General features: G+C 54.8%; 13 protein-coding genes. 5 read left to right on the top strand and 8 right to left on the bottom strand.

Annotated elements, in window-relative coordinates:
• Positions 1 to 121: 121 nt before the first annotated feature.
• Positions 122 to 592, bottom strand: coding sequence for an HIT family protein (locus tag ACEQFP_RS05370; protein WP_005290754.1), 471 nt, complete (start codon positions 590 to 592; stop codon positions 122 to 124).
• A gap of 162 nt (positions 593 to 754) precedes the next feature.
• Here ACEQFP_RS05370 and ACEQFP_RS05375 point away from each other — a divergent pair, with 162 nt between their 5' ends.
• Positions 755 to 1,597: a 23S rRNA (adenine(2030)-N(6))-methyltransferase RlmJ gene (locus ACEQFP_RS05375; RefSeq protein WP_068870188.1), complete on the top strand. Its 843-nt coding sequence runs from the start codon at positions 755 to 757 to the stop codon at positions 1,595 to 1,597.
• A gap of 192 nt (positions 1,598 to 1,789) precedes the next feature.
• Entirely contained in the window at positions 1,790 to 3,142 is a 1,353-nt protein-coding gene (gorA, locus tag ACEQFP_RS05380) for a glutathione-disulfide reductase (RefSeq protein WP_035599758.1), read from the top strand.
• A gap of 85 nt (positions 3,143 to 3,227) precedes the next feature.
• Here the strand turns inward: gorA and ACEQFP_RS05385 are convergent, their stop codons facing one another.
• Both ACEQFP_RS05385 and ACEQFP_RS05390 read right to left on the bottom strand, forming a co-directional pair.
• A complete protein-coding gene (locus tag ACEQFP_RS05385) occupies positions 3,228 to 4,799 on the bottom strand; it encodes a methyl-accepting chemotaxis protein (protein ID WP_047058962.1) in 1,572 nt (523 codons plus the stop codon).
• Positions 4,800 to 5,079: 280 nt separating this feature from the next.
• A complete protein-coding gene (locus ACEQFP_RS05390; protein WP_223931160.1) occupies positions 5,080 to 5,466 on the bottom strand; it encodes a short-chain dehydrogenase in 387 nt (128 codons plus the stop codon).
• 240 nt (positions 5,467 to 5,706) lie between these two features.
• Here ACEQFP_RS05390 and ddlA point away from each other — a divergent pair, with 240 nt between their 5' ends.
• Positions 5,707 to 6,813, top strand: a complete 1,107-nt coding sequence (gene ddlA, locus ACEQFP_RS05395) for a D-alanine--D-alanine ligase (protein ID WP_005295542.1) — start codon at positions 5,707 to 5,709, stop codon at positions 6,811 to 6,813.
• A gap of 55 nt (positions 6,814 to 6,868) precedes the next feature.
• Here ddlA and ACEQFP_RS05400 read toward each other — a convergent pair whose 3' ends face one another.
• Both ACEQFP_RS05400 and ACEQFP_RS05405 read right to left on the bottom strand, forming a co-directional pair.
• Positions 6,869 to 7,456 (bottom strand): response regulator transcription factor, encoded by a 588-nt coding sequence (locus tag ACEQFP_RS05400; RefSeq protein WP_005290769.1) that lies wholly within the window; start codon positions 7,454 to 7,456, stop codon positions 6,869 to 6,871.
• Between the two features lie 546 nt (positions 7,457 to 8,002).
• Entirely contained in the window at positions 8,003 to 8,896 is an 894-nt protein-coding gene (locus tag ACEQFP_RS05405) for a LysR family transcriptional regulator (protein ID WP_005290774.1), read from the bottom strand.
• A 283-nt stretch (positions 8,897 to 9,179) separates the two neighbouring features.
• Between ACEQFP_RS05405 and ACEQFP_RS05410 the strand changes: the two genes are divergently transcribed.
• Entirely contained in the window at positions 9,180 to 9,953 is a 774-nt protein-coding gene (locus tag ACEQFP_RS05410; protein WP_005290777.1) for a CDP-diacylglycerol diphosphatase, read from the top strand.
• On the opposite strand, the gene pdeH is transcribed toward ACEQFP_RS05410, so the two are convergent.
• Entirely contained in the window at positions 9,950 to 10,723 is a 774-nt protein-coding gene (gene pdeH / locus ACEQFP_RS05415; protein ID WP_005295548.1) for a cyclic-guanylate-specific phosphodiesterase, read from the bottom strand. The genes ACEQFP_RS05410 and pdeH overlap by 4 nt on opposite strands.
• A 250-nt stretch (positions 10,724 to 10,973) precedes the next feature.
• Here pdeH and ACEQFP_RS05420 point away from each other — a divergent pair, with 250 nt between their 5' ends.
• Complete coding sequence (locus tag ACEQFP_RS05420) at positions 10,974 to 11,903, top strand: sugar kinase (protein WP_005295552.1); 930 nt, start codon at positions 10,974 to 10,976, stop codon at positions 11,901 to 11,903.
• A 62-nt stretch (positions 11,904 to 11,965) separates the two neighbouring features.
• On the opposite strand, the gene ACEQFP_RS05425 is transcribed toward ACEQFP_RS05420, so the two are convergent.
• Both ACEQFP_RS05425 and ACEQFP_RS05430 read right to left on the bottom strand, forming a co-directional pair.
• On the bottom strand, positions 11,966 to 13,483 hold the full coding sequence (locus ACEQFP_RS05425) for a pitrilysin family protein (protein ID WP_005290785.1): 1,518 nt from the start codon (positions 13,481 to 13,483) through the stop codon (positions 11,966 to 11,968).
• A 225-nt stretch (positions 13,484 to 13,708) separates the two neighbouring features.
• Positions 13,709 to 14,989 (bottom strand): dicarboxylate/amino acid:cation symporter, encoded by a 1,281-nt coding sequence (locus ACEQFP_RS05430; RefSeq protein ID WP_047058958.1) that lies wholly within the window; start codon positions 14,987 to 14,989, stop codon positions 13,709 to 13,711.
• Positions 14,990 to 15,181 lie beyond the last annotated feature (192 nt).

Consider the following 15,181-nt stretch of genomic DNA (forward strand, 5'->3'; position numbering starts at 1 on the left):
AAAGGGGTAATGTGCCTAAGATGGAGACGCAGACGCAGAAAATCAATCTCCGCGCCGTAAATAACAGGGACCCTGAATGCGTCGCGCGATCAACGCCCCGACACACATCATGACGCGCCAGCTAGGACGATGACGACGCATAACGGCGGATATGGCACGCCAACGCCGCTAGCCGCTCATCATCGGCCCGCTGCGCATCGTGTGACGAGAGATAACCCTCATAATGCGTAAAGAAACGCGCGCTGCGCGACTCGATGGGCCGCCACTCGGCCATATTGGCCGTACCATGCATCGGGAATAGCTTGCTGTGCACGTGATCGACCCCAAACCCCTCAAAAAACATCCCACAACGCCCTACGTCATCGAAGGCACGATCGAGCAGGCGCGCCACCTGCTTGGTGGCGAGCGTCAAGCGCGCCAACACCTCGTCGGGTAAATCGAAGGCATAACTGGGGTAATGACGCTTGGGGATCACCACACTGAACCCCTCGGTATTCGGGTAAATAGACAGAAAAGCCATGTGCTCGTCATCTTCCCAGATCCGATGGCAAGGCGCCTCTCCCCGTACGATTTGACAAAAAATGCAACTCATCTTCCCACTCCTCCCGTCGCAACAGCGTGTTGGGTTTATCACGCCTCCAGGCGGAAATAGGGTATACTTTCGGCAATAGCACACCGCCCCGGCGTCGGCCTGTAACGGCTACGTCAGCCTGGTTCCTTTTTAACCCGTCGACTCATCAGAAGCAATCACCCTATGTTAAGTTATCGTCACAGTTTTCATGCTGGCAACCACGCCGACGTACTCAAACACACCGTCCAGAGCCTGATCATCGAGGCACTCAAGGAGAAAGAGAAGCCGTTTCTCTATCTCGATACCCATGCGGGTGCCGGGCGTTACCTACTCAGTGGAGAGCATGCCGAGAAGACCGGCGAATACCTCGAAGGTATCGCCCGCCTGTGGCAGCAGGATGATCTGCCCACAGAGCTAGAGCCCTATATGATGGCGGTGCGCCACTTCAACCGCAGCGGCCAGCTGCGCTACTACCCCGGCTCACCGCTGATCGCTCGCCAGTTATTACGTGAGCAGGATCGGCTACATCTGAGTGAACTGCATCCCAGCGACTTTCCGCTGCTGCGCGCCGAGTTCCAGAAGGATGAACGCGCCCGCGTAGTCCGCGAAAACGGCTACCAGCAGCTGAAGTCTCAACTGCCACCGGCGTCACGACGTGGCCTGATCCTGATCGATCCACCCTATGAGCTAAAGAGCGATTACCAGGATGTGGTGAAGGGGATCCAGGAGGGGTATAAACGCTTCGCCACCGGTACCTACGCGCTCTGGTATCCGGTGGTACTGCGCCAGAACATCAAACGCCTGGTGCATGCCCTGGAGGAGAGCGGTATCCGCCGTATTCTCCAGATCGAGTTAGCGGTACGCCCCGACAGCGATCAGCGCGGTATGACCGCCTCCGGCATGATCGTCATTAACCCGCCATGGAAGCTTGAGGGCCAGATGCGCAGCGTTCTCCCTTGGTTACACCAGGTGTTAGTACCAGAGGGAACCGGCCATACCAGCGTCAACTGGATCGTCCCAGAATAACGGCGGCGCGTCGCGCGACCAGACAACCCCCTACCCTCAGTACGGAATTCGTGCCTTGCCGGCGGCAAGATTTTGCCGTCGGCCCATTCCAGGCGTTACACTTCTCAACGAGCTTGCCATTCGTCGCCCGCCCTCGGCGGCAAGACATGGCGAGGATGCAATCCGATTCGTTGATAACGCAGGGACATCCCGATGACTAAACATTATGACTATCTCGCCATTGGCGGCGGCAGCGGCGGCATCGCCTCCATCAATCGGGCAGCGATGTATGGCCGCAAGTGTGCACTGATCGAGGCTAAGGCCCTCGGCGGAACCTGTGTCAATGTGGGCTGTGTACCGAAGAAAGTAATGTGGCATGCCGCGCAGATTGCCGAGGCCATTAAGTTGTACGGTCCGGACTACGGCTTGGAGGCCACGCTGAACCGCTTCGACTGGCAGCGCCTGATCGACAGCCGCAGCGCCTATATCGATCGTATTCACCAGTCCTATCAGCGCGGGTTGAACAATAATAAGGTCGATGTTATCCAGGGATTCGCCACCTTCATTGATGCGCACACGGTCGAGGTCAACGGTGAGCGCATTAGCGCCGACCATATCCTCATTGCCACCGGTGGGCGTCCTCTGCGTCCAGCGATCCCCGGGGCGGAGTATGGCATCGATTCGGACGGTTTCTTCGCCCTCGAAGCCCTACCGCAACGCGTCGCCATCGTCGGCGCGGGTTATATCGCAGTCGAGATCGCCGGGGTACTCAATGCCCTAGGTAGCGAGACACATCTGTTCGTGCGTAAACACGCCCCACTACGTAGCTTCGACAGCATGATCGTCGATACTTTGGTGGAGGTGATGAACAACGAAGGGCCGCAACTGCATACTCACAGCGTGCCACAGTCCGTGGTGAAGAATGCCGACGGTAGCCTGACCCTGACCCTAGAGAATGGCCATAGTCAGACCGTCGACTGTCTGATCTGGGCCGTCGGCCGGGAACCGAATACCGATCGACTGAATCTAGCGGCCGCGGGCGTGGCATGCGATGCGCGCGGTTATATCCCGGTCGATACCTTCCAGAATACCAATGTCCCTGGCATCTATGCCGTCGGCGATAACACCGGTGCCGTCGAACTGACGCCGGTCGCCGTCGCCGCCGGGCGGCGTCTCTCCGAGCGCCTGTTTAACAACAAACCGCAGGAGCATCTGGACTACAGCAACATCCCGACAGTGGTCTTCAGCCATCCCCCGATCGGCACCGTCGGCCTCACCGAAGAGCAGGCACGTGCGCAGTTTGGCGCTGATCAGGTCAAGGTATACACCTCCTCCTTCACCGCCATGTATACCGCCGTCACCCAGCATCGCCAGCCGTGCCGGATGAAACTGGTCTGCCAGGGTGCGGAAGAGAAGATCGTCGGCATCCACGGCATCGGCTTCGGCATGGATGAGATGTTGCAGGGCTTCGCCGTCGCGCTGAAGATGGGTGCCACCAAGCGCGACTTCGACAATACGGTCGCCATCCATCCAACGGCGGCGGAAGAGTTCGTAACCATGCGCTAAGCGGGAGCACCCGATGCGCGCGCGTCCCCGAAAGAGACAGCGATATTAACGCCCTGTCCGCCACCGGCGGCAGGGCGTATTAGCATCAAGCCGACTTATCGCGCGCGGGCAGCGTGAACACCGCGACAGCCTGCGCCAACCCCGCCGCCTGCTCCTCAAGTGAGGCGGCCGTCGTGGCAGACTGCTGAACTAACGCCGCGTTCTGTTGCGTGACCTGCTCCATCTCGCTCACCGCCTGGCTCACCTGGGAAATCCCAAGGCTCTGTTCATCGGAGGCCGCCGCAATCTCGGTCATAATACCGTTCACACGCTGCGCCGCCTCGACGACCGACTGCATGGTCTCGCCAGCCTGGACGACCTGATGTGAGCCGGCATCGATGCGCCGCACCGAATCCTCGATCAACGTCCGGATCTCGCGGGCCGCTTGGGCGCTGCGTTGCGCGAGGTTACGCACCTCACCAGCCACCACCGCGAAGCCACGCCCTTGCTCTCCGGCCCGTGCCGCTTCGACGGCGGCGTTTAACGCCAAGATATTGGTCTGGAAAGAGATCGAGTCGATAACCGCCGTAATATTGGCGATCTGGCGCGAGCTTCCGGCGATGTCGTGCATCGTCGCCACCACCCGTGAAACCTCACTACCGCCTTGGTTAGCCGTCTCCGAGGCACTATTCGCCAACTGGCTAGCCTGACGCGCATTATCCGCATTCTGGCGTACCGTGGCCGTCAATTGCTCCATGCTGGCCGCGGTCTCTTCCAATGAAGCCGCCTGCTGTTCGGTTCGCGTGGATAGATCGGCGTTACCCGTGGTGATCTCACCACTCCCCAGGAGTAAGGCATCGACCCCCCCACGGACCTGGCTGACGATGGCGATCAACGCTTGCTGCATGCTATTGACGCTGTGTGCCAACTGCCCCAACTCATTGCGTCCTCCCTCTAGGCGTACAGAGAGATCCCCCGCACTCAGACGGCGCAGATGCGCGTGCAGTTGAGCCAACGGCTGGAGCAGAATACCGCGAGCCGCCAACGCCGCAGTACTGATCAACGCCAGCACGGCCAACGCGATGGCCGCCAGCATCCAACACATGCGCTCGAAACTACGCTGGTTTTCATCGATCCCTCGCTGCAACAGGGCACGGTTTTGCTCACGCCACTGCGCATAGCTCTCAGCCAGTGCATCCTGTGCCGCCTGTGTCTCGAGATTGCCATAGGCGGGATAGTCACCGGCACGGAGATAGCGTGAGGAGTCACGCAACAGGGTATAGAGTGTCTGGAAACGCTGCTCGACGGCGCTCGCCAGCGCCTCATCCTGCCCCGGCAAACGCGGAGCGGCACGATAATTCTCGAAATAGTGCGCCGCCTTATCTAACGACGCGTTAGCGGCATCCAGTAATGGTCCGATCTCGGCCTGCCTCACCCCTCCGTTTTGCTGCTTTAGGTAACGGATCGCGACGCGATTGATGGTCACTCGCGTCATCACCAACGTCTGCCAGCCATCGGCCAGCTGTTCCTGTTGGTCGCTCAGCGCTCGCGACTGAGAAAAATTGTCGCGATCTTGCGTGATGGCGGAATAAAACAATCCCCCCGACACCCCCTGTAATAGGGTGAAGACCGCCAGTAAAACGATGAGTCCTGTGATCACTCTAATATTTTTAATCATGCCAATATCCTGAATCCCTTTGATCGTGTAGAGCTACCCAAGGGGTATCGGCATGACGTAGGATAAATTCACGACAGTCATCACAAAAAAAGACTTATTAGCTTATTTTTTTATTCAACAGGTGTCTGTTTGCGGTAAAAAATAAAGATAAATAATAATGAAATCATTTTTTACATGTGTGACTTTCAATAAATAACAAATAAAAACAACAAGTTATATTTAATATGTTTATTTTTATCCATTAACACCATTTTGTTATTAAAGACGTCAAATAACCACATCACGAGTCAGGAGGAATCACACATTCACTCGGCAGCGACTCCTGTGTCAGGTTTAGCCGCGTCACACGGATCACCCGATCATAATCGGCTGGAAATCCCTCCAGACCTTTTCCCTCATCAACCCCATAGAAATCGACATAGACGCGTGGATAGGCGCGAACACGTTGGCTACGTTGATGCGCAATCAGGCTCTCGGCGGCTCGCAGTTGCCCCTCTTCATCATAAAGCCACGCATCACGTCCCCCGCCACAGGGAATGAACTCGCTCACCTCGAAGCCCTCGGTGTAGGCACCACGAAAATGTTGCTCTGGCACCACGTCGCGACAACCTAACAGTAGGACGACACTCAGCAACACCCCACTCCTTGCCCCGCTCATGCCTCGCATATCTTCCCCTTATTCGACACTGCCCGCGATAACGCCCTAATCGGACAAGATAACCCCTAGCACCTTAACCACAACGCAATAGAGGCCGGATCGCTCGGGTCAGCACCCGAACAGCGTGTGGCTCCGACAGATCAGAAAACGGCTATTTTGTCGGATAAACGCGACAAAAGGTTGGCGTTTACCCGGTTCAGCGATATGGTAAAACCTCTTTTATTTTTGGTGAGTTATTCGGATTGGGTCATGGCAAAAATTCGCGTTGGCATCGTGTTCGGCGGTAAATCCTGCGAACACGAAGTTTCTCTTCAATCGGCAAAAAACATCGTCGCCGCGATCGATCACACACGTTTTGACGTGATGCTGATCGGGATCGACAAACAAGGCTACTGGTATCGTTGTCCGGAGCACGGCTATCTGAGCCATGAAGATGATCCACAACATATCGCCTTGAATCACGCGAGCGCGCATCGGCTGGCCGTATTGCCTGGTGCCCACAGTGGGCAATTGATCGACACCGTGACGGGTGAGAGCTTGCCTTCGCTGGATGTCATCTTCCCTATCGTGCACGGCACACAGGGCGAGGATGGCTGCCTGCAAGGCATGTTGAAAATACTGAACTTGCCCTTTGTCGGTTCCGATATCATCGGCTCCGCCGCCTGCATGGATAAAGACATCTGTAAGCGTCTGCTGCGCGATGCCGGGTTACCCGTCACTCCGTTCGTGACTCTCACCCGTGACACCCAGGCAGACTATGACTACGAGACACTGAGCCGTCAGCTAGGTTCGACGCTGTTCGTCAAGCCGGCCAATCAGGGCTCCTCGGTCGGGGTAAGTAAGGTACGTAACGCCGAAGAGTATGCCCGCGCTATCGCCGAAGCATTACGCTTTGACCATAAGGTGATCATCGAGCTCGGCGTCGTTGGCCGTGAAATCGAGTGCGCTATCCTCGGTAATGAAGCCGCGCAGGCCAGTGTCTGTGGCGAGATCATTCTACACAGCGACTTCTATAGCTACGATAGCAAATACATCAGCGCTCAGGGTGCGCAGGTTGTCGTACCGGCACAGATGACGCCAGAGAGCAGCGAGCGTGTGCGTCAGATAGCCCTGCAGGCGTTTCAGGCGCTCGAATGCCGCGGCCTGGCCCGTGTCGATGTCTTCCTGACAGAGGAAGGTGAGGTTATCATTAATGAAATCAACACGCTGCCTGGCTTTACCAATATCAGCATGTATCCCAAGCTGTGGCAGGCTTGTGGCATCGACTACCCGACGCTGATCACCCGCCTGATTGAGTTCGCATTAGCACGTCAGCATCGAGACAGCCAGCTATGTCAGAGCGAAGACAAACGCTAAGCCCGCCATCCTCTCTCATCTGAGCGATAAAGAGCCTGCGCCGCAGGCTCTTCGCTTATGAAATATCGTGAATAAAACTCAGGAAGTCGCTCTTACGCAGCAACGACAGCTTTTCGCGAAACTGCCGGATCTTGCTGTATACCGACTTATCGGCGGTGTGCAGCTTCGCGGCGATACACTTGACCCGTACACCACTCATCATATTGTCCAGGATGGTAAAGGTCTCTTCGCTCACCCGTCCCGGCCCATTCGACGACATAAAGGTATGTTTAACTTGCGGGGTAATAAAACGCTGCCCGCAGAGGATTTCACGCATAGCGTGCTCGATATCCAATAACGAAGCCTTCTTATGAATAAAACTGGCGTTCTCGATTAATCGAAGGAAATTAAGAGTATGTGCCGGCTGTTGCGCCGTCCAGAACACCACGCGATAAGAGGAGGGAAGGTGAGCCAAGGCACGAACGAGATGAAACAGTGAGTGGGTGAGATGATTCAGGTCGATAAACAACATCTGTTCTCGTGTATCGTCCAATATCGCTCCCTGTCCACACGGCGCCACGCGTGCCAGCAATGCACAGACGCCAGAAATAAACATCTGATCATCAGAAAGAACACGGATCGCCGCGCGATCGGTATTCACCATGAATGACTCTGATAAACACGCAGATAGTGAATCCATCTTGTTATCCCTGTCGACACCAGGATGACCTTGTGTCATATCCGTCCCAAGACGCCAGCCTCAGAACACCTGGTAAAAAATGATTCACGGGTATATAGGGATCGTATCAATGTGTCATCGCCACATCCCTATCATCTTACCCGCCACAACTCATAGCGCTTAACTAGATATTATTTTTGCTATTTAAAATCAGCCGTAGGCATAACAACAACTCTCTCTACCGTAAATACACTTTACATAAAGTGAAATATCGCTCGTAGAAGCAAAGAAAAATCGACAGATAACAATAGATAAAGTCATAGAAAGATTCAGCGTATCACGCAGAATGTCTGGCGTGACAGGCCGTGAGTTTAATCATTTTTACGTCATCCCGGACTTCTGTGACAAGCTACACAGAAAGAATAATCCGATCTGGTTAGTCCATCGTGGCTGTATGCTAGAAATAAAAAAACGCCGATTTATCTTTCGGCGTTAAAAAATCACAGATGGTTTTGCTCAGTCATCCTCAGCCTAGTCAGCCACACCCTGCCGCAGGATATCTATCAACTCCAGAATACTCGTATCACTACTGCGGCTTTTATGATAATGCGCATATACTGTACCGCGTGATTTTCGTTGTGGATGCGCTAATATTTGTAACGGTACCATCCGGGCAAACTCATGGGCGAATTGCTGACCACAGACCAAGATATAATCCGTCGTCGCCGCCATCATCATCAAGTTTAGCAACGAGGAGCTGGAGTAAATCGGCGCCTTACGGTGGGGATTGAGTACCTCATCATCCTCGAATAACGAGGGCCACATGGTTAAACTCAGGTACTCCTCTTGTGCCAGTTGCTCACGACTAAATCCAGGAGCCATGCGCGGGTGTCCGACTCGGCAGACTACGACCGGACGTACATCAAGCACCGGGACATTCGTAATCATCCAATCGGCATATTTTTGTGGTGTGAAGCTGAGATCAATTTTACGCGAACGCAGTCGACTGATATCGCGTGTTAAGTCACCATCGTGCGTTTCCGTCATCAACTCGACGTTATCGAACGGATAGTGATGACGACGCAACAAACTGGTTAGATAAAATTCTAACAGTGGAGACATACTCAACTTTAATCGTGTCTGACGCCGATCGCCTTGATGAATGCCATTGGTCAGATTCGCGGCATTCTGAATATTATTTAAAGCCTGTGCTAAATTAGGCGTGATATTGTAGGCCAACGCGGTGGGTTCTAGCCCCTGCTTAGTCCGGATAAATAGTGGATCGTTAAATGCATCACGCATTTTTTTCAATGCACGGCTAATCGAAGCGGTGGAGCTATCCAATAACTCTGCTGCCAGGGTCACACTACGCGTATCCATCACGGTCAGAAAAGTCCGTATCACACTCACATCAACATCGAGCATATTTTTACCTTTAGTGGTCGCCGCTGGGGAACGCGTATAATTCGAACGCTCATTGTAAATTCAAGTTATTTTTTATGCAAATATCAGCTCAATAATAGATTGATGCTATTTTAAATACATTGTCATCTGTATGATACAGAGTAAAAAATAAAGAAAATAATGACTACGGCATCACATAAATAGCCTTATGAAAGGCTAGCATAATGCACTCAGGGCACGTTATCCCCACGCTAAGCCCGATGAGGCCTGTTTTTCACCCGTGACCACCCCACCAGGAGTCTGCATGTCTATACCCCGCAAGTATCAATATGCGCTCGTTTTATTCATCGTTCTCCTTCCTGTGGTGGCCGTGCTGTTCCTGCTCTACCGTCCGCAGAGCGATGCACTGTGGCGCATCGTGAGCCAGCAGTGCCTCCCCCATCAGAGCACAACGGGGGTTCCCACGCCCTGCGCCCGCGTGGATACGAAACAGGGGTACGTCCTACTGAAGGATCGAAATGGTATCCTGCAATATCTCTTATTACCCACCCGACGCAACAGTGGCATCGAGGATCCCCAGCTCCTCAGCCCCGCAACACCCAACTACCTGGCCGCGGCCTGGCACAACCGTGATCTACTCAGCCAACGTTACGGCAGCGCCATTCCCGATCGCCTCCTCTCACTGACCATTAATTCACGTTATGGGCGAACCCAGGATCAGCTACACATCCACCTATCCTGTACTCGTCAACATATCGTCACCGACTTATGGCGTATCTATCCAACCCTCCGCACACAGTGGCGGCGGATCGGGGATATTGAAGGGAAGCGCTATTGGGCTCGACGCTTGAGCAACGCGACGCTGGAAAGGGAGAGTCCTTTTATCCTGCTCGCCCAGCTCGCAGGTACACCTGACGCGATGGCCGACTATGGACTGGCGCTACTGCCGGCTCCCGATGGCCAATTGATCTTATTAGCGACACGCCGCGCACTCTGGCGTGGCAACCTCGCCTCGATCGAAACTATCCAGGATCATCGTTGCCCACAGCTCTATCCTCAGAGCGCAGGGACACCTTAACCGGCGAAACGGGGTGGTAACAGCGGTAGCCGTTCGAATTGTAATGGGCGAGAGAGGTAGTACCCCTGAGCGGCACAAGCATCGGAACGCTGTACCAGATGCCAAGCCTGAGCATTCTCGACCCCCTCGACGATCACACCGCGCGAATATTGGCGCATCATCGCGACCAGCGCCATAAACAGCTCGGTGCCTTCTGGGGTCTGGCACAGCAACGCGAACACCGCGCGGTCCAACTTGACGAACTCGTAGCGCACATCGATCAGTGACGAGAAGTTGGCAAGGCCGCTACCGAAATCATCCAACCACAGGCGATGGATCTCGGCCAACTCATGGATCGGCGCGCTGCCCTGCACATGCTCTAAGACCTCAAAGCGTAAGAAGGGTAATTGTTCGATTAAGGCTGCCGCCTCCTCTTCCTCCTGCAAGGCATGCAGCACTTGCCCATCGACGTTAATCGAAACGAACAATTCACGCTGTCCGAGGAACTGGCGCCAGCGATAGACCAGACGGATCTGCTCTAGCAGCACCTGTAGGCGCAACGATAGCGGAATATGGGCGAAATAGTGCTCAGGAGAGAGGCCGCGTTCAGGCTGTGTCGGATGGACGACGCGAGTCAGCAACTCGATAGCTAAAGGACGGCCACAGGTATAGTAAATGGGCTGAAAAGTATATTCGCGCACACAGTCTTGCCAGTAAGCGCTGGCTGTTAAGTCGCTACGCAACGCAGATGCCACGCCTCCGCCACCAGACACGATATTGCCAATGTTCATACCTCTCCCATCCATTCATGTCTGAATAACTACCATCCTGTGCCCCAGCGACTGGCGTACTGCTCAATTATCGGCATGTATGACAAAAGCTTTAACCGGCGTCACTGGGCGCGACGCATCGCCACCCTACGGGCATTTTTAGATCCCAATCATATAAAAACAGAACATTGTTTTATTTTTATTGACGAGGCTATTTCCCCTCGACAAACTAGAGGCCATTTTCCTCTGGTTACCACGGGCTGATTTCCCCATGACGAGCGCAAAGATTGCCATTATTGGCGAATGCATGATTGAACTGTCCCAGAAAGGCGCGGATCTGGCGCGCGGTTTCGGCGGCGATACCCTGAACACCGCCGTCTACCTGGCCCGTCAAGTGCCAGCAGAACGCCTGGCTGTCCACTACGTTACGGCCCTGGGTTGCGACACCTTCAGTGGCGAGATGATCGATGCCTGGCGGCAGGAGGGATTGGAGACAGACCTGATCCAACGGATGAGCGATAAGCTGCCGGGCCTCTACGTCATCGAGACCGATGATCATGGGGAGCGAACCTTCTACTACTGGCGCAATGATGCCGCCGCCCGCTACTGGCTAAAAAGTGTCGAAGCCGATGCCATCTGTGATCGCCTGGCCGAGTTCGACTATCTCTATCTCAGCGGCATCAGCCTGGCCATCCTCGATGAGGCCAGCCGTGCGCGGCTCATGCTATTGTTGCAACGCTGCCGCGACAAGGGCGGCAAAGTGATCTTTGACAATAACTATCGCCCGCGCCTATGGGCCGATGCGGAACAAGCGCGTGTCGCCTATCGTGCCATGCTGGCCTGTACCGACATCGCCTTCCTGACCTTAGACGACGAAGATCTCTTGTGGGGAGAACAACCGTTGGATGCGGTACTGGAGCGGACTCACGCCTTAGGTGTCGGCGAAGTCGTCATCAAACGCGGTGCCGATGCCTGCCTGGTTTCTATCGGCGCGCAGCGCTATGAGATCCCTGCGGTGAAGCTGGCGAAAGAATGCGTGGTCGATACCACCGCCGCTGGCGACTCCTTCAGTGCCGGCTACCTCTCCGTCCGCCTCTTAGGCGGCGATGCACCATCCGCCGCCGCCCGCGGTCATCTGACGGCCAGCACCGTGATCCAACATCGCGGCGCCATCATCCCACGCCACGCCATGCCAGACTAATCCGCATCGCGTGAAGACAACAACGCCGGCTAATGCCGGCGTTGTGCGTTCCGAAGGGAGGATCACTGCGCGAGAGGTTGGGCCGGATTCTCTGCGGCGGCAGGATGCGGCTGCGCCTCGGCCATCTCGGTTACGGCATTACTCTCCTCGCCGACTAGCCCCATAATCTGGTTATAGTTCTCCAGCATCTTGCCGACATTCTCCTCCGTCTCCCCGCGCGGTTGGCGCAATACCATCGCCGGCTCACGCGACAAGATAGCGTGTAACTCCTGATTCAACTCATCCAGGGTCATGCCGTTCAAGAACGCCTGGCGCAACTTCTGGTAAGCCTCGGGCGCGATATCGACCACACCGCTCTGCTGAGAACGCAAGCGCTGGCTCATCAGCACATCGGTGTTAGTACGCGCATAGGTGGCGAATAAGTGGCTCAACTGCTCATGTTTCTGTGCCAGCAGTGTGTCGAACGCCTGTTGACTCACGCCCTCGTTGCGTACCGCCGCCATCTTCTCGGTGATAAAAGCCAGAGTCTTACTCAACGCCGCCTGAGGGGTGTCCAGATGAATGGCACATTGCGAGCGCTGGTATTGCACCTGACAGTTAAAGCTTAAATTGACGGTCTCTTTCAACGCGCTATTCGCCAACGCCTGCTGCAAGTGCCAAAACAGAACCTCACGCGCCAGATCGCTCTTCCAATAACGTAATAGCATCTGAGAGTCACGGATCGGCTGCCACGGCGCATCCCAGATCAACGACAAGGTATCCTGCTTGGCGTCGTCAGCGATCAGATTAAGCGGTGCCGCGGCCAACGCCGGCAGTGCGGGTACCGTAGCCGGTGTCTCCCGCTTACCCGGCAGTGAGCCGAACGATTGATTGATCTGCTCGCTCAATGCGCGCGCATCCACGTTACCGACCACATACAGCGTCATCGCGTCAGGGGTATACCACTGGTGATAAAATTGCTGCAGCTTCGCCGCCGCTAATGGCAGTGTGACCGGACGTCCCGGCTCATGCCCCAATAAGTTGGAGCCTTTCAGACGGTAACGCCACCACGGATCACTCGCCTCACTCGGTAAGGTGGCCACGCGTTTATCCTGGCCCTGTAACGCCGCCGCGACGGTGGCATCGTTAATCTCGAGATCGGCGGCGGTATTCGCCAACCAGCGCAGCGCCTCTTTCAATAGCTCCGGACGGTTATTCGGTAGGCTGAGGTTGTAACTGGTGTAATCATAGGAGGTGATGGCCGCCGGCAACGGGTGTACCGGATCGATCGCCTGTTGCCAGAAGTCATGCAACGCCGTGGCGCTAAACCCTTTACTGTCCGCCAAGGCAAGACGCGGCAGTAACGCGGCATACCCCGTCTGCGGCGCGGACTCGGACAATGAACCGGTATTCACGATCATCCGCAATTCAATACGATCGGACGGTCGTTGCGGCGTCGCCAGAATTTGCCAAGAGAAACCATTCGCCAGTTTGCCTTCTTGCCATGCGGGGTCGGGCTGTAGCGTTTCAGAGTGCACGCTGGTGCCAACCATGGCCAGCGCCAGCCCACCAATCATGAGACGCCATTTGGTGTATTGCATGTGAACCCCTACTTAAATCGGTCAAATACGTAACAGTAGCGTATAAGTGCTGCTCCGTTAGACCACGGGAAACAGACAAAATCGCAAACGTTAAAGAAAAAATTCTACCTAGCAGAATCGATGGACTTATTATAAAGATGCCCCCGACGGCATCAAGCCGTGGGGGCGAGACATTCACCCCCGGTAACAAAAAGCCGGGGGATTTGAATGACGAGGGGGGAAAGATTACGCGATAGGCTGTTTCAGCGCGCCGGGATTGCCACCCAACACCGCCTGCATTTGCTTCTCATCCAACTGGCGGCAACGTTTAGCCACCACGATAGTCGCAACGCCGTTACCGATCAGGTTAGTCAAGGCGCGAGCCTCGGACATAAAGCGATCGATACCCAGGATCAAGGCCAATCCGGCGACGGGCAAATGCCCCACCGCCGACAACGTCGCTGCCAGCACGATAAAACCACTGCCAGTCACGCCGGCGGCGCCTTTCGACGACAGAAGCAACACCACCAACAAAGTAATCTGATGCCAGATATCCATGTGGGCGTTCGTCGCCTGAGCGATAAAGACCGCGGCCATGGTCAGGTAGATCGAGGTCCCATCCAAGTTAAAGGAGTAGCCAGTCGGGATCACCAGGCCAACCACCGATTTCTGGCAACCGACCTTCTCCATCTTGTCCAACATGCGCGGCAAGGCGGACTCTGAGGAGGAGGTTCCCAGCACGATCATCAGCTCTTCCTTAATGTAGCCGATAAAGCGGAAGATGCTGAAGCCCGTCGCCCGGGCGATGCTGCCCAAGACCAAAACCACGAACAGAATACAGGTCAGATAGAAGCACAGGATCAACTGCCCCAGCTGCACCAGGGTGCCGACACCGTATTTCCCGATGGTGAAGGCCATGGCACCGAATGCTCCGATGGGCGCTAACTTCATGATCATATTGATCACGCCAAAGATAACCTTGGAGAAGCTATCGATGACATTAAAGATCAACTGCCCCTTCTCGCCCAAATGGTGCAACGCGAAACCGAACATGACCGCAAACAACAAGACCTGCAAGATGTTACCGCTGGCGAAAGCGCCAATCACACTGCTCGGGATGACATCCAGCAAGAAGGCGACGATACCCTGTTGCTGGGCCTGATCGGCGTAAACCGCGACCGCCTTCACATCCAACGCGTTCGGATCAACGTTCATCCCTGCGCCAGGTTGCAACACATTCACCACCACCAGCCCGATGATCAGGGCGATGGTACTCACGACTTCAAAGTAGAGTAATGCGATAGCGCCAGTTCGTCCTACGGCCTTCATGCTCTCCATGCCAGCGATACCGGTCACGACGGTACAGAAGATGACGGGGGCGATGATCATCTTAATCAATTTAACGAAGCCATCACCCAGTGGCTTCATCTGTGCACCTAACTCGGGATAGAAATGGCCGAGTAAGATGCCGATAGTAATCGCCACCAACACCTGTAAGTATAGGCTAGAAAAGATTTTTTTTATCATGGTTTATATTCCTGGTCGGGTACGAACGTACAGCTTTTGCATCCCGATGGGCGGGTATTGCATGCAATCAAAAGTAACATCAAGATAACAATATTGAAACGTAGTATTTCATTTATAAAAATTATTTAATCAAATATATGAGCTGAAGCGAATAAAGCCCTGCAAAGATTAACCATGTTCACTATATGGTTA

Origin of the sequence: Edwardsiella sp. A.80236, assembly GCF_044540725.1 — a bacterium.
GTDB classification, from domain to species: domain Bacteria; phylum Pseudomonadota; class Gammaproteobacteria; order Enterobacterales; family Enterobacteriaceae; genus Edwardsiella; species Edwardsiella tarda.